This is a genomic window from Microbacterium sp. (genome assembly GCF_047606385.1).
Classification (GTDB): domain Bacteria; phylum Actinomycetota; class Actinomycetes; order Actinomycetales; family Microbacteriaceae; genus Microbacterium.
This window is the reverse complement of sequence record NZ_JASGEL010000019.1, coordinates 1-23,267: the sequence shown is the minus strand read 5'-3', so window position 1 is coordinate 23,267 and position 23,267 is coordinate 1. Positions and strand designations below refer to the sequence as shown.

Genomic DNA, 23,267 nt, shown 5'->3' with positions numbered 1-23,267 from the left:
TACCCTCGTTGGGTGACCGAAACCGTGGACGTCCCCATTATCGCGTCCGCGGCTCCCGTCTACGCCCATCCGGGCGACGCCGGTGCGGATCTGACCGCCGCCGAGCCGGCGCGGCTCGAGCCCGGACGCCGCGCCCTGGTCGGCACCGGCGTGCGCATCGCCCTGCCGGACGGCTACGTCGCCTTCGTCGTCCCTCGCAGCGGCCTGGCCGCGAAGCACGGCATCACGATCGTCAACGCGCCCGGCACGGTCGACGCTGGCTATCGGGGCGAGATCAAGGTCGCGCTGCTGAACACCGACCTGGCGGAGCCGTACGAGGTCGCCGTGGGCGACCGCATCGCCCAGCTCATCGTGATGCCGGTGCCGCGGGCACGTTTCGTCCCGGTCGACGAGCTGCCCGAGAGCACGCGCGGCGAGGGCGGCTTCGGCTCGACCGGGTACACCGGCAATGGAGGGAATCCCGCATGAGCGACGTGTCGCCGGCTTCGCCGAAGTCCGCACCCGAGGACCGTGCGACCGAGGGACCGTTCGACGAATCCGAGGTCAACCCGGTCCGCCCGTACATCGACCTGGGCGCCATCAAGGTGCTGCCCCGGGAGGGGCTGAATCTGCGGCTCGAGGTCGAGGAGCAGACCAAGCGCATCGTCGCGGTCGGACTGGACTATGCCGGCTCGACCCTGCAGGTGCAGCCGTTCGCGGCGCCGCGCACCACGGGCCTGTGGGAGGAGACGCGCGAGCAGATCCGCCAGCAGGTCCGCCAGCAGGGCGGCCGCGTCGAGGAGCGCACCGGACCGCTCGGGCCCGAGCTGCTCGCCGAGGTGCCCGTCGCCGCGACCGCGGACGCCGCGGCCGGCATGCGCCTGGCCCGCTTCGTCGGCGTCGACGGGCCGCGCTGGTTCCTCCGCGGCGTGATCGGGGGAGCGGCCACCGCGGACGTGGGCGCCGCCGCCCAGGTCGAGGCGCTGTTCCGGTCGCTCGTGGTCGTGCGCGGCTCGGTCCCCATGCCGCCGCGCGACCTGATCCCGCTGAAGATGCCGGCGACGCCGGGGTCGGCGTGAGCGAACCGTCGCCCGAGGAGGAACGGGACTCGGTCTCCGCCGCGTTCGGCCAGGCGCTGGGCGCGGCCGCTGCCCGTGCCGGGCTGGACCCGGATGCGAAGGCCTCGACCGGGCATGTCGTGTGGCGGGCGATGGGCGGATGGCGCGGTGTCGCCGAGTCGGTCCTGCCGAGCCTCGTGTTCGTCGTGGTGTACACGGCGACGCTCGAGCTGGTGTGGTCCCTCGTGGCGTCGGTCGGGATCGCCGTCGTGTTCACCGCGGTGCGCTTCGCCCAGAAGTCGCCGCCGGCGTCCGCGCTGGGCGGCCTCGTCGCGGCCGTCGCCGCCGCGGCGCTCGCCCTGATCACCGGCAACCCGTCGGACAACTTCGTCCCCGGCCTGCTCACCAACCTCGGCTACGGCGTCGCGATGCTCGTGTCGGCCGTCGTCGGCTGGCCCGTCGTCGGCCTCGTCGCCGGCTACCTGATGGGCGAGGGCACCCGCTGGCGCGGCGATCGCCGCAAGCGCCGCACCTTCTTCTGGCTCACGATCGCGTGGGCCGGGCTGTTCGCCGCGCGTCTGATCGTGCAGTTCCCGATCTACCTGAGCTCGCTGGACGCCGCGAACCGCGAGTCCGCGGTCGCGCTGCTGGGCACGCTGAAGATCGCCATGGGGCTGCCGCTGTTCGCGCCGCTGCTGGCGGTGACGTGGCTCGCCGCGAGGTCGCTGTACACCCGGCGGACAGAGGCGGCATCCGACGGCTCGCCGTCCACGCCCGAGTGATACATTTATCTTGATGTCAAGATAAATCTGCCCCTGTCGGCGGTAAGGCATGCCTTGCTAGCCTGCCTCCCAGGAGGAGGCGAAGATGGGGGCGTCGGGCCTCGGACCCGGCCCTGCGCGAACGAAGGAGACGATCGTGTCGACGGTGGACAGCTTCGGTGCCAAGAGCACCCTGACGGTCGGCAGCACCGACCACGAGATCTTCCGTATCGACGCGGTCGACGGCTACCGCAGGCTTCCGTTCAGCCTGAAGGTGCTGCTGGAGAACCTGCTGCGCACGGAGGACGGCGCCAACGTCACCAAGGAGCAGATCCAGGCGCTCGGGTCGTGGGACCCCGAGGCGGACCCGGACACGGAGATCCAGTTCACCCCGGCACGCGTGGTGATGCAGGACTTCACGGGTGTGCCGTGCATCGTCGACCTCGCCACGATGCGCGAGGCGGTCACCGCCCTCGGCGGCGACCCGAACAAGATCAACCCGCTCTCGCCCGCCGAGATGGTCATCGACCACTCGGTCATCGCCGACCTGTTCGGCACCGAGAACGCCCTCGAGCGCAACGTCGAGATCGAGTACGAGCGCAACGGCGAGCGCTACCAGTTCCTCCGCTGGGGCCAGACCGCGTTCGACGACTTCAAGGTCGTCCCGCCCGGGACGGGCATCGTGCACCAGGTCAACATCGAGCACCTGGCGAAGGTCGTCTACGACCGCACCGTGGGGGGCGTGCTGCGCGCCTACCCCGACACCTGCGTCGGCACCGACTCGCACACCACGATGGTCAACGGCCTGGGGGTGCTGGGCTGGGGCGTCGGCGGCATCGAGGCCGAGGCCGCGATGCTCGGACAGCCCGTCTCCATGCTCATCCCGCGCGTCGTCGGGTTCAAGCTCACCGGCGAGATCCCGGCCGGCGTGACCGCGACCGACGTCGTGCTGACGATCACCGACATGCTGCGCCGGCACGGCGTCGTCGGCAAGTTCGTCGAGTTCTACGGCGCGGGCGTCGCCGAGGTTCCGCTGGCCAACCGCGCCACCATCGGCAACATGAGCCCGGAGTTCGGCTCGACCGCCGCGATCTTCCCGATCGACGACGTGACGCTCGAATACCTGCGCCTCACCGGCCGTGACGAGCAGGCGGTCGCGCTCGTCGAGGCGTATGCGAAGGCGCAGTCGCTGTGGCACGACCCGGCGTACGAGCCGGTCTACAGCGAGTACATGGAGCTCGACCTGTCCACGGTGGTGCCGTCGATCGCCGGCCCGAAGCGCCCGCAGGACCGCATCCTGCTCAGCGAGGCGAAGGAGCAGTTCGAGAAGGACATCCTCAACTACGCCACCCCGACGGCGTCCGACTCGATCGTCGACCTCGAGTCGGACCAGTCGTTCCCGGCGTCCGATCCCGGGCCGGTGCCCGGTGAGGAGTCGACCCACACCGGTGAGATCCTCATCGCCAGCGGCGGGCCGGCCGCGGCGTCGAAGCCGGTGAAGGTGTCGCCTCCGGAGGGGCAGCCGTACATCCTCGACAACGGGGCGGTGACGCTCGCCGCGATCACGTCGTGCACGAACACGTCGAACCCCTCCGTGATGATCGCCGCGGGTCTGCTGGCCCGCAAGGCGCTGCAGAAGGGACTGCAGCAGAAGCCCTGGGTCAAGACGACGCTCGGCCCCGGCTCGAAGGTCGTCACCGACTACTACGAGAAGTCGGGCCTCGACAAGGACCTCGAGGGCCTCGGCTTCTACACGGTCGGCTACGGCTGCACGATCTGCATCGGCAACTCCGGGCCGCTGATCGAAGAGGTCTCGGCCGCGATCAACGACAACGACCTCGCGGTCACCGCCGTGCTCTCCGGCAACCGCAACTTCGAGGGCCGCATCAGCCCCGACGTCAAGATGAACTACCTCGCCTCGCCGCCGCTCGTGGTCGCGTACGCGCTGGCCGGCTCGATGAACTTCGACTTCGAGACGGATCCGCTCGGCGTCGGCGCCGACGGGGAGAAGGTGTTCCTGAAGGACATCTGGCCCGCCCCGGACGAGGTGCAGGAGATCATCGACTCCTCCATCTCCCGTGACCAGTTCATCACCCAGTACGCCACCGTCTTCGACGGCGACGAGCGCTGGCGGAACCTGCCGACCCCCACCGGGCCGGTCTTCGAATGGGACGAGCAGTCGACGTATGTGCGCAAGGCGCCGTACTTCGACGGGATGCGGATGGAGCTCAGCCCGGTCGCCGACATCATCGGTGCCCGCGTCATGGCGACGCTCGGCGACTCGGTCACGACCGACCACATCAGCCCGGCCGGCAACATCAAGGCGGGCACGCCCGCCGCGCAGTACCTGACCGAGCACGGCGTCGCGCAGAAGGACTTCAACTCCTACGGCTCCCGCCGTGGCAACCACGAGGTCATGATCCGCGGCACCTTCGCCAACATCCGCCTGAAGAACGAGCTGGTCGCGGCGGTCAACGACGGCAAGATCGTGGAGGGCGGCTACACCCGCGACTTCACCCAGCCGGGCGGACCGCAGTCCTACATCTACGACGCGAGCATGAACTATCAGGCGCAGGGCACTCCGCTCGTGATCTTCGGCGGCAAGGAGTACGGCTCCGGCTCGTCGCGCGACTGGGCGGCGAAGGGCACGAACCTGCTCGGGGTGAAGGCGGTCATCACCGAGAGCTTCGAGCGCATCCACCGGTCGAACCTCATCGGCATGGGCGTGGTCCCCCTGCAGTTTCCGGAGGGCGAGAGCTGGAAGTCGCTGGGCCTGGACGGCACCGAGATCGTCTCGATCACCGGCCTCGAGCGGCTCAACGAGGGCGTCACCCCGAAGACCGTGCACGTCACGGCTTCGCCGAGCGAGTTCTCCCCGGAGGGCAAGCAGACCGTCGAGTTCGACGCGAAGGTCCGCATCGACACGCCCGGCGAGGCCGACTACTACCGCAACGGCGGCATCCTGCAGTACGTGCTGCGCTCGCTCGTCTGATCGCGTGCGGCGTCCGGGTCACAGCTCGGGCGCCGCGTGCAGTCGCGACGCGTACACGACCGCCGGGAACGCCGCGTCGGCCGGCGTCGGCACGCTGAGGACGGCGCCGCCGGGGAGCGGCATCGCCTCGGCCGCTGCGGCGAGCCCCGCCAGCCCGGCATAGCCGCCGAGCGGATACCGCACGGTGGGGTCGTCCGGATCCCACACCGCGCCCACCGCCGCGTACTCGCCCAGCGCACCGCGCGCCAGCCGGCTGCCGAGCGAGGCCGGACGCGCCGGATCGAGGTGCTCGGTCTGCGCGAACACCAGCAGTCGCTCGCCCGGGTGACGGTGTGCGACCTCTCGCAGCACGGCGTACTGCGCGGCGCCCCGCACCGCGAGGTCGCGATGGTCGCCGCCGGCGGCGCGGTGACGGCGGAGACGCCGTGTCAGCGCCGCGGCGACGGCACGGTCTGCCGCCTCGGACACCGGAGGGTTCGGATGGTGCTGATCGCCGAACATGTCCAGACCGTAGAAGCGGATGCGGCCGGCGCCCTCCCGCTGCCGGTTGCGGACGCGGAGCCACCGCAGCAGCTCCGCGTTGTGGCGAAGCGGTCCGGGATGCCACGACCACGCGGCCGCCACGATCTCGCGCGAGGGCTCATCGTCGCCGGCGCCGCCGAGATAGGCGTCCACCGCACGGGACGCGGCGAAGTTCGTCTCGGCCGTGAGGATGTGGAACCAGCCGGCATCGACGCCGTGCGCGACGACCGCGTTGCGCGCGGTGAGGTACTCCGCGCGATTGTGCAGCCCCTCCGCCCAGCCGAACACGCGCGTCGGCATGACGAGCTCGGTCAGCGACGCCGCGACGCGGCTCGACACGGGGATCACGGCTTCGCCGGCTGTGCGCCGCGGTCGCGCCCGAGCGGCACCACCTGCGGCGTGCCGGAGACGGGATCGGGCGAGATGATGCAGCGCAGCCCGAAGACCGCCTCGACGAGCTCGACGGTCAGGACGTCGGCGGGTGCGCCCTGGGCGACGATCCGGCCCTCGCTCATCGCGATCAGGTGGGTGGCGTAGCGGGCGGCCTGGTTGAGGTCGTGGAGCACCGCGACCAGGGTGCGACCCGCGTGCTGCAGGTCGGTGAACAACTCGAGCAGCTCGATCTGGTGCGCGATGTCGAGGAAGGTGGTGGGCTCGTCGAGCAACAGGATGTCGGTCTCCTGAGCGAGCGCCATGGCCACCCATGCGCGCTGTCGCTGACCGCCGGAGAGCTCGTCGACCGGCCGCGTGCCCAGGTGCGCGATGCCCGTCGCGGCGATGGCCGCGGCGACGGCCCGTTCGTCGTCGGCGGTCCAGCGGCGGAGCATGCTCTGATACGGATACCGGCCGCGGGCGACCAGGTCGGCCGTCGTGATGCCATCGGGGGCGAGGGAGGACTGCGGCAGCAGGCCGAGACGTCTCGCGACCTCCTTCGCCCGATAGCTGTGGATGTCCGCCCCGTCGAGCAGCACCTGTCCCGTGCGGGGACGCAGCAGGCGTGACAGGCCCCGCAGCAGCGTCGACTTGCCGCAGGCGTTCGGGCCGATGATGGCGGTGAACGAGCCGTCGGGGATGATGACCGACAGCCCGTCGCAGATGGCGGCGCCGTCGTATCCGATGGCGAGGTCGACGGCGGACAGCCGCGGCGCCGGTCCGGCGACGTCGGGGGGTGAGGGGGTCATACGGTCCTCCGGCTCTCGCGGATCAGCAGCCAGATGAGGTAGAGACCGCCCAGGCAGACGGTGATCAGCCCCACCGGGATCGAGGTGTGCCACGCCGAGAGCGCCGCCGACAGCAGCTGCGCGAGCGACAGCAGCGCGGCGCCGGCGAACGCGGCGGAGGTGAGCGACATGCCGGCGTCGTGGGCCAGGCGGCGGCCGATCTGCGGCGCGGAGAGCGCGATGAACGCGATCGGCCCGGCGGCGGCGGTGACCACGGCGGTCGCCGCGACGCCGCACAGCAGGAGCAGCACCCGGGCACGGCCGGCGTGCACGCCTTGCGTGACGGCGGCGTCGTCCCCGAGCTCGAGCTGGTGCAGCTCGCGTGACAACGCGGCGAGGGCGATCAGGACCGCACCGCCGAGCAGCAGCGACGGACCGAGGTTCTCCCATCGCACACCGGCCAGCGTCCCGGCGCCCCAGAAACCGACCGCGATCGCGTCGTTCACGTCGGCGCGCGTGATCAGGTACGAGTTGATCGCGCCGAGCACGGCGGACACGGCGATGCCGACGATGATGAGCCGGAAGCCCTGGACGCCGCGCCGGTAGGCCAGCACGTACACGACGACGGCGGTGAGCAGGCCGCCGGTGATCGCCGCCGCCGCGATCGCCCAGTATCCGGTCGCCCCGACGAGAAGGACCACCGTGACGACGGCGGTATAGGAGCCTGCGTCGAAGCCGATCACATCCGGCGAGCCGAGCGGGTTGCGGGTCAGGGACTGGAAGACGCCGCCGCTGACCCCCAGCAGCGCGCCGAACGACATCGCGGCGATCAGCACGGGCATCCGCCACTCCACCACGACCGTCCACTGCGCATGCGTGCCCTGGCCGAGGAGGGTCTGCACGGCGGCGAGCGGCGAGACGGGATAGTCGCCGATGCCGAGGGTGATGGCGGCGGCGGCGAGCGCGACACCGGCGAGCGTCGCGTTGACCAGGAGGCGGCGGACGCGGATCCGGATGGCGACGGTGCGCCGCCAGCGCACGTGTCGAGCGAGCGGCGCCGGCCGGTCGGCGGTGCGTGCCCCCGCGCGCCCGGTCACAGTCCGCTCGCCCTTCGGCGACGGACCAGCACGATCAGCGCGGGCGCGCCGAGTACCGCCGCGACGACGCCCACCTGGATCTCGCCCGGATAGGCGATGACACGTCCCACGACGTCGGCACCGAGGACCAGCACCGGGGAGGCGAGGGCGGTGAACGCGATGATCCACCGCTGATCCGGCCCGGTGAACCAGCGCACCGCATGCGGCACCATGAGTCCGACGAACGTGAGACCGCCGGTGAGAGCGGTGGCCCCGCCAGCCAGCAGCGTCACCGCCACGATTCCCACGACCCGGACGACTCTCACGTTCGCGCCCAGCGATGACGCCAACTCGTCGCCGAGCGCCACGACGTTGAGCGGGCCCGAGATCAGGAACGCCGTCAGCAGCCCCGCGACGAGGTAGGGCAGGACCGCCAGCAGATCCGGCCAGCCGATCTGCGCGATCGATCCGAGGCCCCAGTTCTGGATCGCCTGGAAGGTGTCGGCATCGATCAGCGCCAGCAGCGACGAGGCGCCCGTGAGCACGGCCGAGAGCGCGATGCCGGCGAGCACCAGTCCGGCGGGAGACGCCGGTGCGCGGCCCGCCGAGCCGATGGCGTACACGAGCACCGTCGCGAGCACGGCGCCGGCGAAGGCGAACCACACGTAGCCTCCCACCCATGCCGCACCGGACAGCGAGATGCCCAGCGTCACCGCGAACCGTGCGCCGGCGTTGACGCCGAGGATGCCGGGATCGGCGAGCGGATTGCGCGTGAGCGCCTGGATCAGCGCTCCGGCCACGCCGAACGCCGCGCCGGTGACGAGGCCGGCCGCGGTGCGGGGGATCCGGGACTGCCACACGATGATCGCGGCCTCGGACCCGTCCGGATGCCACAACGCCCGCCACACCTGCGCCGCCGAGAGCGGATTCGAGCCGAACAGGCAGCTCGCCGCCACCGCCAGCAGGAGCGCGGCCGTCACCACGAGCACGCCCGACCACCGACGGCGCGACGTCATGTGAGCGGCGAGGCGCCCTCAGCCGCCGCCTGCAACGCCGGCAGGTAGGCGTCGAACATCCAGGGCAGGCTCAGCACCGACACCGCGCTGGTCGCATAGACCAGCGGCGGATCGGTGAGCGCCACATAGCCGCCCCGGGCCACGGCCGGGATCGACGAGAACAGCGGCGACGACTCCAGCGAGTCCTGGATCTCGGTGTTCAAGTACCACGAGACGAGCACGTCGGAGTCGATCGAGGCGAGGTTCTCCAGACTGACCTGCACCGCGAAGGAGTCGGCCTCGGTCGGGAGGCTGGACGAGATGGTGAAGCCCAGCTGCTGCAGCAGCGTCACGCGCGAGTCCGTGGCGAGGTAGATGTTCAGGGCGTCGGTGGTCGTCCCCGAGGCGAACGCGATGGTCTTGCCCGCGAACTCGGGGTGATCGGCCTTCGCCTGAGCGATGAGGTCGTCGGTCTGGTCGACGAGATCCTCGGCCTCCTGGCTCAGGCCGAGCGCCTGACCGACGATGGTCGTCTGGTCCTCCCAGCTGGTCAGCCACGCCTCCCCGGGGTACGCCACGGTCGGCGCGATGTCGCTCAGTCGTGCGTACTGGTCGGCGGTCAGGCCGGAGTTCACGGCGAGGATGACGTCGGGGTCCAGCGCGAGGATCTCTTCGTAGGGGACGTCGTTCGTGGTGTAGGAGAGCAGCTCGGGCTCGGCGTCGCCCAGCAGCTCCGCATCCCAGGGCAGGATGCCGGTGTCGTCGCCGGTGTCGCCGGTCATGTCCTGGATGCCGACCGGGATCACACCCAGCGCGAGCGCCACGTCCTGGCTGCCCCACCCGATCGTGACCACACGCTCCGGCTTCTGCTCGATCGTGACCGATCCCAGCGCGGAGTCGATCGTGACGGGGAAGGCGCTCGCGTCGGAGCCGTCCGACGCCGACGCGGCCGTCGATCCGGTGTCCGAGCTGCAGCCGACGGCCGAGGCCGTCACCGCCGCGAGGATGGCGCACCCGGCGAGCACGCGCCGCATTCCCATGGTCACTCTCATGAACAGTCGTCCTTTCACTGACAGTCAGGGGGATGAGTCGGAGTCACGACCCAAAGGTAAACCTTACCTAACTGATCTCGACCTGCCAGTGTCGGCCGCGTGCGGCGAGTCGTCGACTCGGCACCCTCGGCGGTCTCACGGACGCCGCGGATAGACTCGAGTCGGCCCGCCGCGCATCGGCTGCGAGCCGGGAGCGATCCGCGGGCGGCGGGAGGAGACCGGGTGGCGATTCTGCAGACGATCACCGGTCCGCGTGACCTGGACGCCCTGTCGGGCGCGGAGCTGGAGCAATTGGCGGCGGAGATCCGCGCGTTCCTGATCGAGAACGTCGCGCGCACGGGCGGCCACCTCGGCCCGAACCTCGGCGTGGTCGAGCTCACCCTCGCCATCCACCGGGTCTTCGACTCGCCGCGCGACCCGATCGTGTTCGACACCGGCCACCAGTCGTACGTGCACAAACTGCTCACCGGGCGGCAGGACTTCTCCCGGCTGCGCTCCCGCGGCGGCCTCGCCGGCTACCCGCAGCGTGCGGAGAGCGAGCACGACATCGTGGAGTCCTCTCATGCGTCGAGCTCGCTGAGCTGGGCCGACGGCATCTCGCGGGCCTTCGCCCGGACCGGCCGGCGCGACCGTCATGTCGTCGCCGTCGTCGGCGACGGGGCGCTCACCGGCGGCATGACCTGGGAGGCGCTCAACAACATCTCCGACGACAACGACCGGAACCTGGTCATCGTCGTCAACGACAACGGCCGCTCCTACGCCCCGACGATCGGCGGCATGGCGCGCTTCCTCAATCGCGTGCGCACGGCCGACACCTATCGCAACCTGCATCAGGGCTCGCGCACCCTGTCGACCAAGCTGGGTCCGGTCACCCGCGCGCTGTACCGGGGTGTGCGCGGCGGCACGCACGGATTCCTCTCGCGGCTGACGAACAACGAGTCGTTGTACTCGAACCTGGACATCAAGTACCTCGGCCCGGTGGACGGGCACGATCTCCCGGGCCTCGTCGAGGCGCTGCGGCTCGCCAAGCACTACGACGCGCCCGTGATCGTGCACGTGATCACCGAGAAGGGACGCGGCTACCAGCCGGCGCTGGACGACGAGGCCGATCAGTTCCATGCGATCAACCGGATCGACCCGGTGACGGGGGAGAGCCTCGGCGGCGCCGCCGGCACCGGCTGGACCGACGTGTTCGCGCAGGAGCTGGTGCGGATCGGCGAGGAGCGTCCGGACGTCATCGCGCTCACCGCCGCGATGCTCCGTCCCACCGGGCTGCTGCCGTTCGCGCAGCGGCATCCGGACCGCGTCTACGACGTCGGCATCGCGGAACAGCATGCGGTCGCATCGGCCGCGGGACTCGCGTACGGCGGTCTGCATCCCATCGTCGCGGTGTACGCCACCTTCATGAACCGGGCGTTCGACCAGATGCTGATGGACGTCGCGCTCCACCGCGCGGGTGTCACGTTCGTGCTCGACCGTGCCGGCGTCACCGGGCCCGACGGTCCGAGCCACCACGGCATCTGGGACCTGGCGATGCTGCAGCTCGTCCCCGGCATCCGCATCGCCGCGCCGCGCGACGCGGAACGACTCGAGGAGGAGCTTCGCGAGGCGGTGGCCGTGGACGACGCGCCGACGGTGGTGCGCTATCCGAAGGGGGCGGTGGGCGCGCCGTTGCCGGCGATCGAGCGGCTGGGCGACGGCGTCGACGTGCTCGCCCGCGCCGGCTCGCAGGACGTTCTCCTGGTGGGCATCGGGCCGATGGCGCACGTGGCGATGGACGTCGCCGAACGGCTGCGCGCCCAGGGCATCGGCGCGACGGTGGCGGACCCGCGCTGGGCGATCCCGGTGCCACGGTCGATCGTCGACCTCGCCGCCGAGCACCGTCTCGTCATCACGATCGAGGACGGCATCCGCGTGGGCGGCATCGGCACCCGCATCCGGCAGGTGCTGCGCGAAGCGGGCGTCGACACGGCGGTGGACGAGCTGGGCGTGCCCGACGCGTTCCTCGACCACGCCACCCGCGACGAGATCCTCGCCGACGCGGGGCTGACGGCGTCGAAGATCGCGCAGGACGTGGTGGCGCAGGTGCTCGGCACCCGCATCCCCGTCGCGCGCCACGCCGGGACGGAGACCTCGCCGATCTGGGTCACCGCGCCCCGCGACCTCGACGTGTGACCGGCCCCGTCGAGGTCGCGGGAGGGCGTCAGGCCTCGATGCCCCGGATCGGGGGATGGTGGAACGTGTCGCCGAACACGCGCTCGGAGGCTCCCGCGCGGTCGAGGTAGGGCGTGGCGCCCCCGTCGATGAAGGGCCATCCGGCGCCGAGGATCAGGCACAGGTCGATGTCCTGCACCTCCGGGACCACGCCCTCGTCGAGCATGATCCGGATCTCCTGCGCGAGGCCGTCCTGCACCCGCTGCAGGATCTCCGCCTCCGACGCCGGGCTCTTGCCGGTCTTCAGCACCTTCTGGGCTGCCTTGGACCAGCCCGTGACCTTGCCGTTCTTGTCCTTCTCGACGACCTCGGGCAGCTCGGCGAGCTCGTGGAAGTTCTCCGAGGCGAAGAAACGGTCCGGGAACGCGTGAGCCATCGTGTCCTGGACGTGTGCGGCGACCTTCCACCCGACCAGGTCGATCAGCTGGAACGGCGTCATCGGCAGGCCGAGCGGGGCGAACGCCTTCTCCACGGTCAGCAACGGAGTCCCCTCGTAGACCGCACGCGCGGCCTCTCCCATCACCTTGGCGAGCAGCCGGTTGACGACGAAGCCGGGTGCGTCGGCGGTGAGCACCGCGTTCTTGCCCAGCCCCTTCGCCACCACGAACGCGGTCGACAACGCGGCATCCGTCGCCTGCGGCGTCCTCACGATCTCGATCAGCGGCATGACCGCGACCGGGTTGAAGAAGTGGAAGCCCACCAGTCGCTCGGGATGCGCGAGCCTCGCGCCGATCTCCTCGACGGACAGCGACGAGGTGTTGGTCGCGAGGATGGCATCCGGGGCGATGATCTGCTCGATCTCGCCGAACACCTGCTGCTTGACGGCGACCTCCTCGAACACCGCCTCGATGACGAAGTCGCAGTCGGCGTACTCGGACTTGTCGGTCGTGCCGTGGATCAGGCCGCGGAGCCTGCCTGCGGTGTCGCCGTCCAGACGCCCCTTCGCCTCGAGCTTGCCGAGCTCGTCGCGGATGTAGGCCAGGCCCGCCTCGACTCGGGCCTGGTCCAGGTCGGTGATGAGCACCGGCACCTGCAGCCGGCGCACGAACAGCAGGGCGAACTGGCTGGCCATGAGCCCGGCACCGATGACACCGACCTTCGTGACACGGCGGGCGAGCGCCGCCTCCGGAGCGCCCACGGGACGCTTCGCGCGCTTCTGGACGAGGTCGAACGCATACATGGACGCCGCGAACTGGTCGCCGGTGACGAGCTCCGCAAGGGCCTCGTCCTCGCGGGCGAACGCCTCGGCCTTCGTACCGCCCTTCGCCCGATCGAGCAGCTCGAGCGCCGCGTAGGGCGACTTCGGCACACCGCCGATGCGGGACTCCAGCATGCCGCGCGCCATCTTGATCGCGATGGGCCACTTGGTGAGCCGTTCGATCCTGCCGGGCTCGTGCGGGCGGTCGACCTTCACCTCGCCGGCGAGGACGCGGTCGGCCCAGAGCAGGGAGTCCTCGAGGAAGTCCGCGGCGGGGAAGATCGCATCGACGATGCCGTATTCGAACGCCTGCGCGGGCTTCAGCATCCGGTTCTGCTTCAGCGGATTGGAGATCACGATCTCGAGGGCGTTCTCGATGCCGATGAGGTTCGGCAGCAGGTACGCGCCGCCCCAGCCCGGGATGATGCCGAGGAACACCTCGGGGAGCGCGAGCGCGGCAGCCGACGCGTCGAGGGTCCGGTAGGTCGAGTTCAACGCGATCTCCAGCCCCCCGCCCAGGGCCAGCCCGTTCACGAACGCGAACGACGGCACGCCCAGCTCGGACAGCGAGCCGAGCACGGCGTGGCCGAGCTGGCCCATCAGCCGGGCATCGTCCTTCGACCGCAGCAGGGTGATGTCGGAAAGGTCGGCTCCGGCGGCGAGGATGTACTGCTTCCCGGTGATCCCGACCGCCTGGACCTCGCCTGCCGCGGCACGCGCTCGCAGCTCGGTCAGGCGCTCACCCAGCTCGATCATGGTGCGCGGCCCGAGGGTGTTGGGCCGGGTGTGGTCACGGCCGTTGTCGAGGGTGATCAGCGCCAGCACCTTGCCGGAGGGCAGTCGCACGTCGCGCACGAGAGAGCGGGTGACCACCTCGTCTGCGGCGAGGTCGGCCAGCGGCGAGAAGTCGATGTCGTTGCTCATGCTGCCTGTCACTTCCGCTTCTTGCCGTTGTAGTGGGGGTTCTCCCAGATGACCGAGCAGCCCTGGCCGAGGCCGACGCACATCGCGGTGAGCCCGTATCGCACGTCCGGGCGCTCGGCGAACTGCGCGGCGAGCTGGATCATCAGCCGCACCCCGGACGCCGCCAGCGGGTGGCCGACGGCGATCGCACCGCCCCACTGGTTGACACGGGGGTCGTCGTCGGCGATGCCGAAATGATCCAGCAGCGAGATCACCTGGACGGCGAACGCCTCGTTCAACTCGAACAGCCCGATGTCGTCGATGGTCAGGCCCGCCTTCGCGAGCGCCTTCTCGGTGGACGGGATGGGCCCGATGCCCATGATCTCCGGCTGCACGCCCGCGAACGCGAAGGAGACGAGCCTCATCTTCGGAGCCAGACCCAGCTCCTTCGCCGCGTGGCCGCTCGCGAGCAGACCCATCGTGGCGCCGTCGGTCAACGGCGACGACGTGCCGGCCGTGACCCGGCCGTGCGGACGGAACGGCGTCTTCAGGCCCGCCAGGTCCGCCATCGTCGTCTGCGGGCGGCGGCCCTCGTCCGCCGTGGCCAGGCCCCACGCGCCATCGGCGTCCTTGACCGCGACGGGGACGAGATCGGGCTGGATCTTGCCCGCCTCGTACGCGGCCTGCGCCTTGTGCTGGCTCAGCATCCCGAACCGGTCGCTGCGCTCTTTGGTGAGGTGCGGGAAGCGGTCGAAGATCCGCTCCGCCGTGACACCCATGTTCAACGCGCCGGGGTCGACCATCTTCTCCGCCACGAACCGCGGGTTCGGGTCGGCGTTGCCGCCGATCGGATGGTGGCCCATGTGCTCCACGCCCCCTGCGAGGGCGAGGTCGTACATGCCGACGCCGATCGCGCCCGCCATCGTCGTCACACTCGTCATCGCGCCCGCGCACATGCGGTCGATCGCGAAACCCGGGACGGTCAGCGGCAGCCCGGCCAGGATCGCGGCGGAGCGCCCGAGGGTCAGCCCCTGATCGCCGGTCTGCGACGTCGCCGCGATCGCGACATCGTCGATGCGGTCGCCGGGGACGGGATTCCGAGACATCACGCCGATGATCGTCTTCACGACCAGGTCATCCGCGCGGGTGTTCCAATACATGCCCTTCTCGCCGGCGCGCCCGAACGGCGTGCGCATGCCATCGACGAAGAAGACGTCCGAAATCACGGCCACATTGCCTCCAAAAGACGGGGTTTCTCTCACCCTAGGAATCGGGAGCGCAGCGCCAGGAATCGGTTGGGGCGAATCTACGAAGCCGCTTCCGGGGCCGTGTCGGCCGATTGCACGGACTCCACAAAGGCATCGGCGATCACCTGTGCGGTCTCGCGTATCTGCCAGGGTCTGGCGCCGGCATCGGCGAGGGCCGCGCCGATGGACGTCGCGTCCGTGGGCTGCGGCGGATCCCACGCGAGACGTCGCAGCAGCTCCGGGGTGAGCAGGTTCTCGGTCGGCATCCGCAGCTCGCTCGCGCGCTGCTCGACCAGCGGCCGCGCGGCCTTCAGGCGCGCATCCGCGTCGGGGTTGCGGTCGGCCCACGCGCGCGGCGGCGGCAGGGTGTCGCTGGGCACCCGCTCCGGCGGCGGATCGGTGGCCGCGCGGCCGCGTTCGATCGCCGCCCACCAGCGGTCCAGCTCGGAACGGCTGGCCCGGCCGGTGAACTCCTTGAGGGCCGCCAGCGCGCGCTTGGTCTGCGGATCGGCGGCCACGGCCGCCACCAGCGCCCGGTCGGGCACGAGTCGCCCGGGCGACACGTCGACGGTCTGCGCCAGTGCTTCCCGCTCGGTCCACAGCTCCCGCGCCACCGCGTAGGCACGCCGGCCGCGCAGGGTGTGCAGCCCGCTCAGTCGTCGCCACGGGTCGGCGCGCGGCGGCTTCGCCGGGCGGTCCAGGACGGCCTGGAACTCCTCGGCGGCGAGCCCGGCCTTGTTCTGCGCCGCCAGCTCCGCCCGCAGCGCCTCCGCCACGCCGCGCAGGTGCACGACGTCCAGGGCCGCGTATTCGAGCCAGCTCTGCGGCAGCGGACGCGTCGACCAGTCGGCGGCGGAGTGCTCCTTGGCCAGGCTGATGCCGAGCGTGCGCTCCACGACCGCGGCCAGGCCCACCCGTTCGTGACCGAGCAGGCGCGCGGCCAGCTCGGTGTCGAAGATACGCGGCGGCTCGAGTCCCAGCTCGCGCAGGGAGGGCAGGTCCTGGCTGGCGGCGTGCAGGATCCATTCGTCCGACGCGAGGATCGGCTGGAGCCGGTCGACGTCCTGCAGCGCCGGCGGGTCCAGCAGCACCACGCCGGTGTCCTGTCGCCAGATCTGGACGAGGTAGGCGCGCTGCGAGTAACGGAAGCCGGAGGCCCGCTCCACATCGATCGCGAAGGGACCGGTGCCCGCGGCGAGCGCGGCCATCGCACGGAGGAAGCCGTCCTCGTCGGCGACGACGACGTACTCCGTCACGACGCCCGTCCCGGCGTGCGCAGCAGGTGGACGCCCTCCGATCCCGGCGGCAGACCCGCGAGCATGCACACCAGCTCGCCCCAGGCCTCGATGTGCGCGGCGATGGGGCCGGACGGCGACCAGGACGCGCGCAACTCGATCTGCGCGCCGTCGCCGTCGGCCGCGAGCCCGCCGAAGCCCGTGGACAGCGTCTTGGTCGCGGTGCCCGAGATCGCGTGGTAGTCGGCGCCACGCGAGTCGAGCGCATCGACGAGCCACGACCATGCGACCTCCGCGACGAGTGGATCGGTGCCGATCTCGGGTTCGAGCGGTGCCTGTGCGAAGCAGACGATCCGCCACGCCCCGTCCCACGCATCCGGCTCCTCCGCGTCGTGCAGCAGCACGAGCCGACCGGTGCCGTACTCGGACGCACCGCCGTCGTCATCCGGGCGGACATCCGCCGCGAGGGCGAACGCATCCGGCGCCAGTGCGGAGGGGGCGGGGATCTCGTGCACGTGCAGGTCGTCGCGGAACCGCAGCTCCCGGGCTGCTGCGACGACGTCGGCGAAGCCGGACGACTCAGGACGCTGGGATACCACGGCGACAGACTAGAGTGATGCCTCGATGAAGGCCCCCAGGCGCGCCGCCGGTCTCGGCGCATCCACCCCGGCGCGGGCCGGCATCCTCTCTGCACTCACAGCGATCATCGCGGGCTTCGGCGTAATCGGCCTCGTCTGGTTCGCCGCCGCGCTGCGCGTCGCGCGGCTGGTGATCACTCCGGCCGCGCGGCGTGCCGACACCCGCATCCTCGGTCTCGACACGGCGGCGCAGACGATCAGCCTGTCCCGCACGCCGGACACGGAGCTTCCCGGCCGGTACGGCCTGTTCACGCGGGGCAGCGAGGACTACATCAAGCTCGGCAGCGTCCTGCACGAGGACGCCGCCGCGGTCACCCGTAAGCTGCTGACCCATGTGGATGCCCGCGCGAAGCTGGCCGTCGACGCGGCGTTCAGCGGGTGGTACTACGACCGACCCGAGCAGCTGCACCTTCCTTTCACCTCGCACCTCGTCGGTTCCGCGGTCGGGCCGTGCCCGGCGTGGGTGTTCCCCGCAGACGGGGACACCTGGTGCATCCAGGTGCACGGTCGCGGCACGACGCGCGCCGAGTGCCTGCGCGCGGTGCCGTTGCTGCATTCGCTGGGACTGACGACGATGGTGGTCTCGTATCGCAACGACGCGGACGCGCCCCGCAGCCGCAGCGGCACCTACGGACTGGGAGCGACCGAATGGCGTGACGTGGATGCCGCGGTCGGGTTCGCGCGCCGGTCCGGTGCGCGCCGCATCCTGCTGATGGGATGGTCGATGGGCGGGGCGATCTGCCTGCAGCTCGCATTGAACTCCGCCCATCGCGACCGGATCGTCGGCATCATCCTGGACTCGCCCGTCGTGGACTGGCGCATCGTGCTGGGCTACCAGGCGCAGCAGATGCGACTGCCGCAGCCGCTGACCTCCCTCGCGCTGCGCACGCTGGCGAGCGACTGGGGAGCGCGGCTCACCGGCGGCGGCGCGCCCATCCCGTTCGACAAGCTCGACGCGGCCGCGCGTGCCGCCGAGCTCCGGGTGCCGATCCTGCTGCTCCACAGCGACGACGACGGGTTCGTGCCCTCCGACGGGTCGCACGCACTCGCAGCGGCCAGGCCCGATCTGGTGCGGATGGAGACGTTCACAGGCGCACGCCACACCAAGCTCTGGAACTACGACCAGAATCGCTGGAACGACGTGATCACCGCCTGGCTGGCCGACCAGGACATCGTCGTCCGCTGACTCAGGCGCCCCTCTTCTCGCGCACCTGCCGCTTGGCGCGCAGCAGCATCCCGGTCATCCCGGCGATGCGCAGCGGCGAGACCGCGCGGGTCAGGCCGATGCTCTGCGGATAGTCGTCCGGGATCGCCAGCACCTCGTCGACCGGCAGCCCGGAGATCCCCTGCGCCAGGATGCTCGCGAAACCCCGCGTGGTCGGCGCCTCCGGCGGGGCCGAGGCGTGCATGGTCACGACGCCGTCCACGACGTCCACGACGATGAACACGGGGGACTGGCACTCCACGACCCGCTCGCAGGCCTCGGGATGGTCGGCATACTCCGCCGGCATCTCGGGCAGCTCGCGCGAGAACTCCAGGAGCAGCTGCAGCCGCTCGGGCTCGTCGAGCTCGAGGAATTCGTCGCGGATCTCAGCGAGGACCGGGGGAAGGATGGAGTCGCTCATCGACTCCATCCTTCCATCGGATCAGCGAACCGGCACCTCGCCGGGCTCGGCTCCGGTCACGATCGGGACGCGCACCGAGCTGCCCCACTCGGTCCAGGAGCCGTCGTAGTTGCGCACGTTCTCGAACCCGAGCAGGTGCTGCAGCACGAACCAGGTGTGGCTGGAGCGCTCGCCGATGCGGCAGTACGCCACCACCTTGTCGCCGTCCTGCAGGCCGGCTTCGCCGCGGTAGATCGCATCCAGCTCGGCGCGCGGCTTGAAGGTGCCGTCCTCGGCGACGGCCCGTGCCCACGGCACGCTCTGCGCGGAGGGGATGTGGCCGGCTCGCAGCGCGCCCTCCTCCGGGTAGGCCGGCGCCGAGGTGCGCGAGCCGTTGTACTCCTCGGGGGAGCGGACGTCGATCAGGGGGTTTCCGAGGTGCGCGAGCACGTCGTCCCGATACGCGCGCAGCACGCTGTCGTCACGTTCGACGACGGGATACTCGGTCGGCTCCGGAGAGGGCACCTCGGTCGTGATCTCGCGGCCTTCCGCGATCCAGCGGTCGCGGCCCCCGTCGAGCAGGCGCACATCCCGGTGGCCGAACAGCGAGAACACCCACAGGGCGTAGGCGGCCCACCAGTTGTTCTTGTCGCCGTAGATGACGACCGTGTCGTCTCGTGAGATGCCCTTGCGGCTCAGGAGCTCCGCGAAGCCCTCGCCGTCGACGTAGTCGCGCAGGACCGGGTCGTTGAGCTCGGTGTGCCAGTCGACCTTCACGGCGCCGGGGATGTGCCCGGTCTCATACAGCAGCACGTCCTCGTCGGACTCGACGACGACCAGGCCGGGGCTGCCCAGGCGCTCGGCGAGCCACTGGGTGGTGACGAGCCGCTCGGGGTGCGCATAGGCGGCGAACTTTTCGGAGGTGGTGTCGGTGGCGACGGTCATCGGGGCTCCTCGGGCCGGTGGTTCGCGACGGCGTAGGGTGGAGCCGTCTGCCTTCGACCCTAGGATTCGTCGGACGAGGACGCATCTGCTTCGTAAACATGTGACACAGGGGCCCCGCATGACAGTGACGACCGCCGGCATCGTGCACCTCGCCGACCGCACCCCGGAGGTCTCGGGGGCGGAGATGGTGGCCTCGCTCGTGCCGCCGCCGCAGTTCGCCACGGCCAGCTTCGACTCGTACCGGGCGGATGCGGCCTACCCGTCCCAGCAGGAGACGAAGGAGACGCTGATCTCCTTCGCCGGCGGCGGCGTCGTCGACACCGCGAAGCGGGGGCTGTTCCGGCGCGCGCCCAAGGCGCCGGAGCGCAAGCCGGGTGTGTACCTGGACGGCGGCTTCGGCGTCGGCAAGACGCATCTGCTGGCGTCGATCTACCACGGCATGCCGGCTCGGCGGAAGTACTTCGGATCGTTCATCGAGTACACGGCCCTGGTCGGCGCGCTCGGCTACCAGCAGACCGTCGAGCTGTTCCGCGGGTCCGACCTGCTGTGCATCGACGAGTTCGAGCTGGACGACCCGGGCGACACGATGGTGATGACGCGGCTGCTGGGCGAGCTCGTCAAGAGCGGCACGAAGCTGGCGGCCACCTCCAACACGCCGCCGAACGCCCTCGGCGAGGGACGCTTCGCCGCGCAGGACTTCCTGCGCGAGATCAGCGCCATGTCCGACAGCTTCGAGACGCTGCGCATCGACGGCGTCGACTTCCGGCAGCGTGCCTTCGACGGGCACGCCGCGGTGCTCACCGAGCCCGAGTACGACGCGTCGCTGACGCGGGCGGCGGCGGCGGGCGTGGCGTCCGACGACGCCTTCGACGCGCTGGTCGCGCACCTCGCCCGCGTCCACCCGTCCCGCTACATCCGTCTCATCGACGGGATCGACACGATCGGGCTGCGCGGCGTCGCCGAGCTGACCGATCAGTCCGCCGCGCTGCGGTTCGTGGCCTTCGTCGACCGGGCGTACGACGCGCAGATCCCGATCCGCGCGACCGGTCTGAGCCTGGACCGCGTCTTCGCCGAGGAGATGCTCGCCGGCGGGTACCGGAAGAAGTATCTGCGCGCCATCTCTCGCCTGATCGCCCTCACGCACTCCTGACACACGGCATACCGCGGGCGGGTTCTCGGCTCCGCGAAACCTGATGTTTACCCAGGGCTCGACGCTGTAACGACAGGGAAACACTCCCGGCCTACGGACGGTAACCGTTGCTGGCGAGACTGGCCTCACCCGAATGCACCGCGCCCTCACTTGCGGCCGCTATGGGTCACTGAGTAACACGACACATGGATGAGGAATCTGATGGATAGCGGAAATCTCGCGTGGTACATCGCCGCGACGGCCCTGGTGCTGTTCATGACGCCCGGTGTGGCGTTCTTCTACGGCGGTCTGGTCAAGGCGAAGAGCGTCGTCAGCATGATGATGATGAGCTTCGGCTCCATGGGGCTGATCGCAGTCCTGTGGATCCTGTACGGCTACAACATGCAGAACGCCGACTGGTGGAGCGGCATCCTGGGCAACCCGTTCAGCGACTTCGGTCTGGGGACGATGGCCAGTGATGCGGAGTCGGCGACGACGAACCTGACCGGGGTCGCCTACGGCGCGACCTTCGCGATCATCACGGTCGCGCTGATCTCGGGCGCGATCGCCGACCGGGCCAAGTTCGGCTCCTGGATGATCTTCGCGTTCCTGTTCGCGACGATCGACTACTTCGCGGTCGCCGGCTGGGTGTGGAACGTCAACGGCTGGATCTTCAACCTCGGCACCAACCTCGGCTTCTCGACCGAGGTCATCGACTACGCCGGTGGCACCGCGGTGCACATCAACGCCGGTGCCGCCGCCCTCGCCCTCGCGCTCGTGCTCGGCAAGCGCGTCGGCTTCCAGAAGGGCATCTCGAAGCCCCACAACGTGCCGCTCGTGCTCCTGGGCGCCTCGATCCTGTGGTTCGGCTGGTTCGGCTTCAACGCGGGTGCCGCGGCTTGGTTCGAGCCCACCGAGGGCGACGCGCTGGGCATCGCGGCGATCGGCTCGCCTGCCGGCCTGATCGTGATCAACACGCTCGGCGCGACCGCGGCGGCCGTGCTCGGCTGGATCATCGTCGAGAAGCTCAAGGACGGCAAGGCGACCTCCGTCGGCGCCGCCTCGGGTGCCGTCGCCGGTCTCGTCGCGATCACCCCGTCCTGCGCCAACCTGACGCCGGGCTGGGCGCTGCTGCTCGGCATCATCGCCGGCGCCGTCTGCGCCCTCGCGGTGGAGCTGAAGTGGAAGCTCGGCTTCGACGACTCGCTCGACGTCGTGGGCGTCCACCTCGTCGGCGGTCTCATCGGCACGCTGTACCTCGGCTTCTTCGCCACCGACACCGGCCTGTTCGTCGGCGGCAACTACGAGCAGCTGGTCCTGCAGCTGATCGCGGCGGTCACCGTGCTCGTGTTCTCCTTCGTCGTCGCCTACATCATCGGCTTCGCCATCGAGAAGACGGTCGGCTTCCGCATCAAGAACGAGGACGAGATCGCGGGCGTCGACACGACGGTCCACGGCGAAGAGGGCTACGCCCTCGCCGTCGAAGAGGTCTGATCCTCGCGCACAGCGCATGGGGCGCCACGGTCTCGACCGTGGCGCCCCTTCTGCGCGGCGACGTCCGGGTGACGTAGCGTGGGGAGGTGGCCGGACTCTTCTCCTGGATGCGACGAGCCCGTCACGCCGTCGTCGGGGCGCCGTCGTCGGCGCGTGCCACAGCGCCCGGCGCGCACGCGGCCGCCGCGCGCCCGACGACGCAGGAGGTCGACCCGCGCCGACTGGGGCGACTCGCGCTGGCCTATGCACCGCGCCGCGACGACGTGCCGGACGCGGGGGAGATCGTGTGGACCTGGGTGCCGTACGCCGAGCGCGACGGTCGCGGCAAGGACCGGCCGGTGCTGGTGATCGCGCGTCGGGACGCGGTCAGCGTCTACGCCGTCAAGCTCACCAGCAAGCCGCATGACCACGACCACGCGTACGTCTCGCTCGGTTCCGGGGCGTGGGACCTCGCCGGTCGGCCGTCGTGGATCGACCTCGACCAGGTCTATGTCGTCTTCGATGCGGGGATGCGGCGCGAGGCCGCGGCGCTGGACCGGGCGTCGTTCCAGCGCGTCGCCACGGAGCTGAGCACGCGGTACGGCTGGATCCCGCCGCGCTGAGCGAGCAGTGCCCGAGGACGGGGCTTCTGACTGGTGGGCGATGCCGGACTCGAACCGACGACCTCTTCCGTGTGAAGGAAGCGCGCTACCAACTGCGCCAATCGCCCATCGGCCACGCGGGCCGGTTCTCGAGCATACCGGATGCGGCGCCCGCTCCCGAACGCGCGTGACCATAGCGCGGACTCCACGGCCCGAAAAAGGGCCGCGTCGAGGTCGGCGGGCGAGGTGTACTCTGACGCCAGAACGGGAGCGGAGGCGCTTATGTCCACACCGGCGGGTTGGTACGACGACGGTCAGGGTCAGACCAGGTACTGGGACGGCACGGCGTGGACGGAGCATGTGGCGCCGCCCGCCTCGCAGCCGCCGGCACCCGTCCCGTCCGCGCCGGCGGCTCCTCAGCCCGTCGCGCCCGCGCAGGAACAGCCCGTCGCGCCGGCGCAGGCAGCTCCCCCCGCCCCGCCCG

21 protein-coding genes and 1 tRNA gene are annotated in these 23,267 nt (G+C 70.7%); 10 read left to right on the top strand and 12 right to left on the bottom strand.

Annotation, left to right across the window (positions count from 1 at the left end; all coding sequences use genetic code 11):
- The first annotated feature begins 12 nt into the window (after positions 1–12).
- The 4 genes from dut (at position 13) to acnA (ending at position 4,790) form a co-directional block, all read left to right on the top strand.
- A complete protein-coding gene (gene dut / locus QM626_RS01820) occupies positions 13–468 on the top strand; it encodes a dUTP diphosphatase (protein WP_415073332.1) in 456 nt (151 codons plus the stop codon).
- On the top strand, positions 465–1,058 hold the full coding sequence (locus QM626_RS01815; protein ID WP_415073330.1) for a DUF3710 domain-containing protein: 594 nt from the start codon (positions 465–467) through the stop codon (positions 1,056–1,058). The genes dut and QM626_RS01815 overlap by 4 nt, the downstream gene beginning before the upstream one ends.
- Positions 1,055–1,819: a DUF3159 domain-containing protein gene (locus QM626_RS01810; protein WP_415073329.1), complete on the top strand. Its 765-nt coding sequence runs from the start codon at positions 1,055–1,057 to the stop codon at positions 1,817–1,819. Before QM626_RS01815 ends, QM626_RS01810 begins: the two co-directional genes overlap by 4 nt.
- 136 nt (positions 1,820–1,955) lie before the next feature.
- The gene (gene acnA / locus QM626_RS01805) at positions 1,956–4,790 is read left to right on the top strand and encodes an aconitate hydratase AcnA (RefSeq protein ID WP_415073327.1); all 2,835 of its coding nucleotides are present in this window, start codon (positions 1,956–1,958) and stop codon (positions 4,788–4,790) included.
- A gap of 18 nt (positions 4,791–4,808) precedes the next feature.
- On the opposite strand, the gene QM626_RS01800 is transcribed toward acnA, so the two are convergent.
- The 5 genes from QM626_RS01800 to QM626_RS01780 are packed head-to-tail and all read right to left on the bottom strand — an operon-like array spanning position 4,809 to position 9,595.
- A complete protein-coding gene (locus QM626_RS01800; RefSeq protein WP_415073326.1) occupies positions 4,809–5,651 on the bottom strand; it encodes an erythromycin esterase family protein in 843 nt (280 codons plus the stop codon).
- 5 nt (positions 5,652–5,656) lie between these two features.
- Positions 5,657–6,493, bottom strand: a complete 837-nt coding sequence (locus tag QM626_RS01795) for an ABC transporter ATP-binding protein (RefSeq protein ID WP_415073325.1) — start codon at positions 6,491–6,493, stop codon at positions 5,657–5,659.
- The gene (locus QM626_RS01790) at positions 6,490–7,569 is read right to left on the bottom strand and encodes a FecCD family ABC transporter permease (protein WP_415073324.1); all 1,080 of its coding nucleotides are present in this window, start codon (positions 7,567–7,569) and stop codon (positions 6,490–6,492) included. The genes QM626_RS01795 and QM626_RS01790 overlap by 4 nt, the downstream gene beginning before the upstream one ends.
- Entirely contained in the window at positions 7,566–8,564 is a 999-nt protein-coding gene (locus tag QM626_RS01785; RefSeq protein WP_415073322.1) for a FecCD family ABC transporter permease, read from the bottom strand. The genes QM626_RS01790 and QM626_RS01785 overlap by 4 nt, the downstream gene beginning before the upstream one ends.
- Positions 8,561–9,595: an iron-siderophore ABC transporter substrate-binding protein gene (locus tag QM626_RS01780; RefSeq protein ID WP_415073320.1), complete on the bottom strand. Its 1,035-nt coding sequence runs from the start codon at positions 9,593–9,595 to the stop codon at positions 8,561–8,563. The genes QM626_RS01785 and QM626_RS01780 overlap by 4 nt, the downstream gene beginning before the upstream one ends.
- Positions 9,596–9,817: 222 nt before the next feature.
- Here QM626_RS01780 and dxs point away from each other — a divergent pair, with 222 nt between their 5' ends.
- Positions 9,818–11,770: a 1-deoxy-D-xylulose-5-phosphate synthase gene (gene dxs / locus QM626_RS01775; protein WP_415073318.1), complete on the top strand. Its 1,953-nt coding sequence runs from the start codon at positions 9,818–9,820 to the stop codon at positions 11,768–11,770.
- Between the two features lie 28 nt (positions 11,771–11,798).
- Here dxs and QM626_RS01770 read toward each other — a convergent pair whose 3' ends face one another.
- From QM626_RS01770 to QM626_RS01755, 4 genes are all read right to left on the bottom strand, one after another.
- Positions 11,799–13,931, bottom strand: coding sequence for a 3-hydroxyacyl-CoA dehydrogenase NAD-binding domain-containing protein (locus QM626_RS01770; RefSeq protein WP_415073373.1), 2,133 nt, complete (start codon positions 13,929–13,931; stop codon positions 11,799–11,801).
- 8 nt (positions 13,932–13,939) lie between these two features.
- Positions 13,940–15,142, bottom strand: a complete 1,203-nt coding sequence (locus tag QM626_RS01765) for a thiolase family protein (RefSeq protein WP_415073316.1) — start codon at positions 15,140–15,142, stop codon at positions 13,940–13,942.
- A 74-nt stretch (positions 15,143–15,216) separates the two neighbouring features.
- Positions 15,217–16,413, bottom strand: a complete 1,197-nt coding sequence (locus QM626_RS01760; protein ID WP_415073314.1) for an HRDC domain-containing protein — start codon at positions 16,411–16,413, stop codon at positions 15,217–15,219.
- Positions 16,410–16,991 carry a DUF3000 domain-containing protein gene (locus QM626_RS01755; protein ID WP_415073312.1) on the bottom strand — a complete coding sequence of 194 codons (582 nt, stop codon included), beginning with the start codon at positions 16,989–16,991 and terminating at the stop codon, positions 16,410–16,412. The genes QM626_RS01760 and QM626_RS01755 overlap by 4 nt, the downstream gene beginning before the upstream one ends.
- A gap of 25 nt (positions 16,992–17,016) precedes the next feature.
- Here QM626_RS01755 and QM626_RS01750 point away from each other — a divergent pair, with 25 nt between their 5' ends.
- The gene (locus tag QM626_RS01750; RefSeq protein WP_415073310.1) at positions 17,017–18,216 is read left to right on the top strand and encodes an alpha/beta hydrolase family protein; all 1,200 of its coding nucleotides are present in this window, start codon (positions 17,017–17,019) and stop codon (positions 18,214–18,216) included.
- 1 nt (position 18,217) lies between these two features.
- Here QM626_RS01750 and QM626_RS01745 read toward each other — a convergent pair whose 3' ends face one another.
- Together QM626_RS01745 and QM626_RS01740 are read right to left on the bottom strand one after the other, a co-directional pair.
- Positions 18,218–18,655 (bottom strand): SufE family protein, encoded by a 438-nt coding sequence (locus QM626_RS01745; protein WP_415073308.1) that lies wholly within the window; start codon positions 18,653–18,655, stop codon positions 18,218–18,220.
- A gap of 21 nt (positions 18,656–18,676) precedes the next feature.
- Positions 18,677–19,579, bottom strand: a complete 903-nt coding sequence (locus tag QM626_RS01740) for a sulfurtransferase (RefSeq protein WP_415073306.1) — start codon at positions 19,577–19,579, stop codon at positions 18,677–18,679.
- Positions 19,580–19,697: 118 nt separating this feature from the next.
- On the opposite strand from QM626_RS01740, the gene zapE reads away from it, so the two are divergent.
- The 3 genes from zapE (at position 19,698) to QM626_RS01725 (ending at position 22,804) form a co-directional block, all read left to right on the top strand.
- Complete coding sequence (zapE, locus tag QM626_RS01735) at positions 19,698–20,729, top strand: cell division protein ZapE (RefSeq protein WP_415073304.1); 1,032 nt, start codon at positions 19,698–19,700, stop codon at positions 20,727–20,729.
- Positions 20,730–20,930: 201 nt separating this feature from the next.
- Positions 20,931–22,202 carry an ammonium transporter gene (locus tag QM626_RS01730; RefSeq protein WP_415073302.1) on the top strand — a complete coding sequence of 424 codons (1,272 nt, stop codon included), beginning with the start codon at positions 20,931–20,933 and terminating at the stop codon, positions 22,200–22,202.
- Positions 22,203–22,288: 86 nt separating this feature from the next.
- Positions 22,289–22,804, top strand: a complete 516-nt coding sequence (locus QM626_RS01725) for a type II toxin-antitoxin system PemK/MazF family toxin (RefSeq protein WP_415073300.1) — start codon at positions 22,289–22,291, stop codon at positions 22,802–22,804.
- A 31-nt stretch (positions 22,805–22,835) separates the two neighbouring features.
- Here the strand turns inward: QM626_RS01725 and QM626_RS01720 are convergent.
- Positions 22,836–22,911 (bottom strand) — tRNA-Val (locus QM626_RS01720).
- 34 nt (positions 22,912–22,945) lie between these two features.
- Here QM626_RS01720 and QM626_RS01715 point away from each other — a divergent pair.
- A partial coding sequence (locus QM626_RS01715) for a DUF2510 domain-containing protein (protein ID WP_415073298.1) occupies positions 22,946–23,267 on the top strand: 322 nt, incomplete at its 3' end.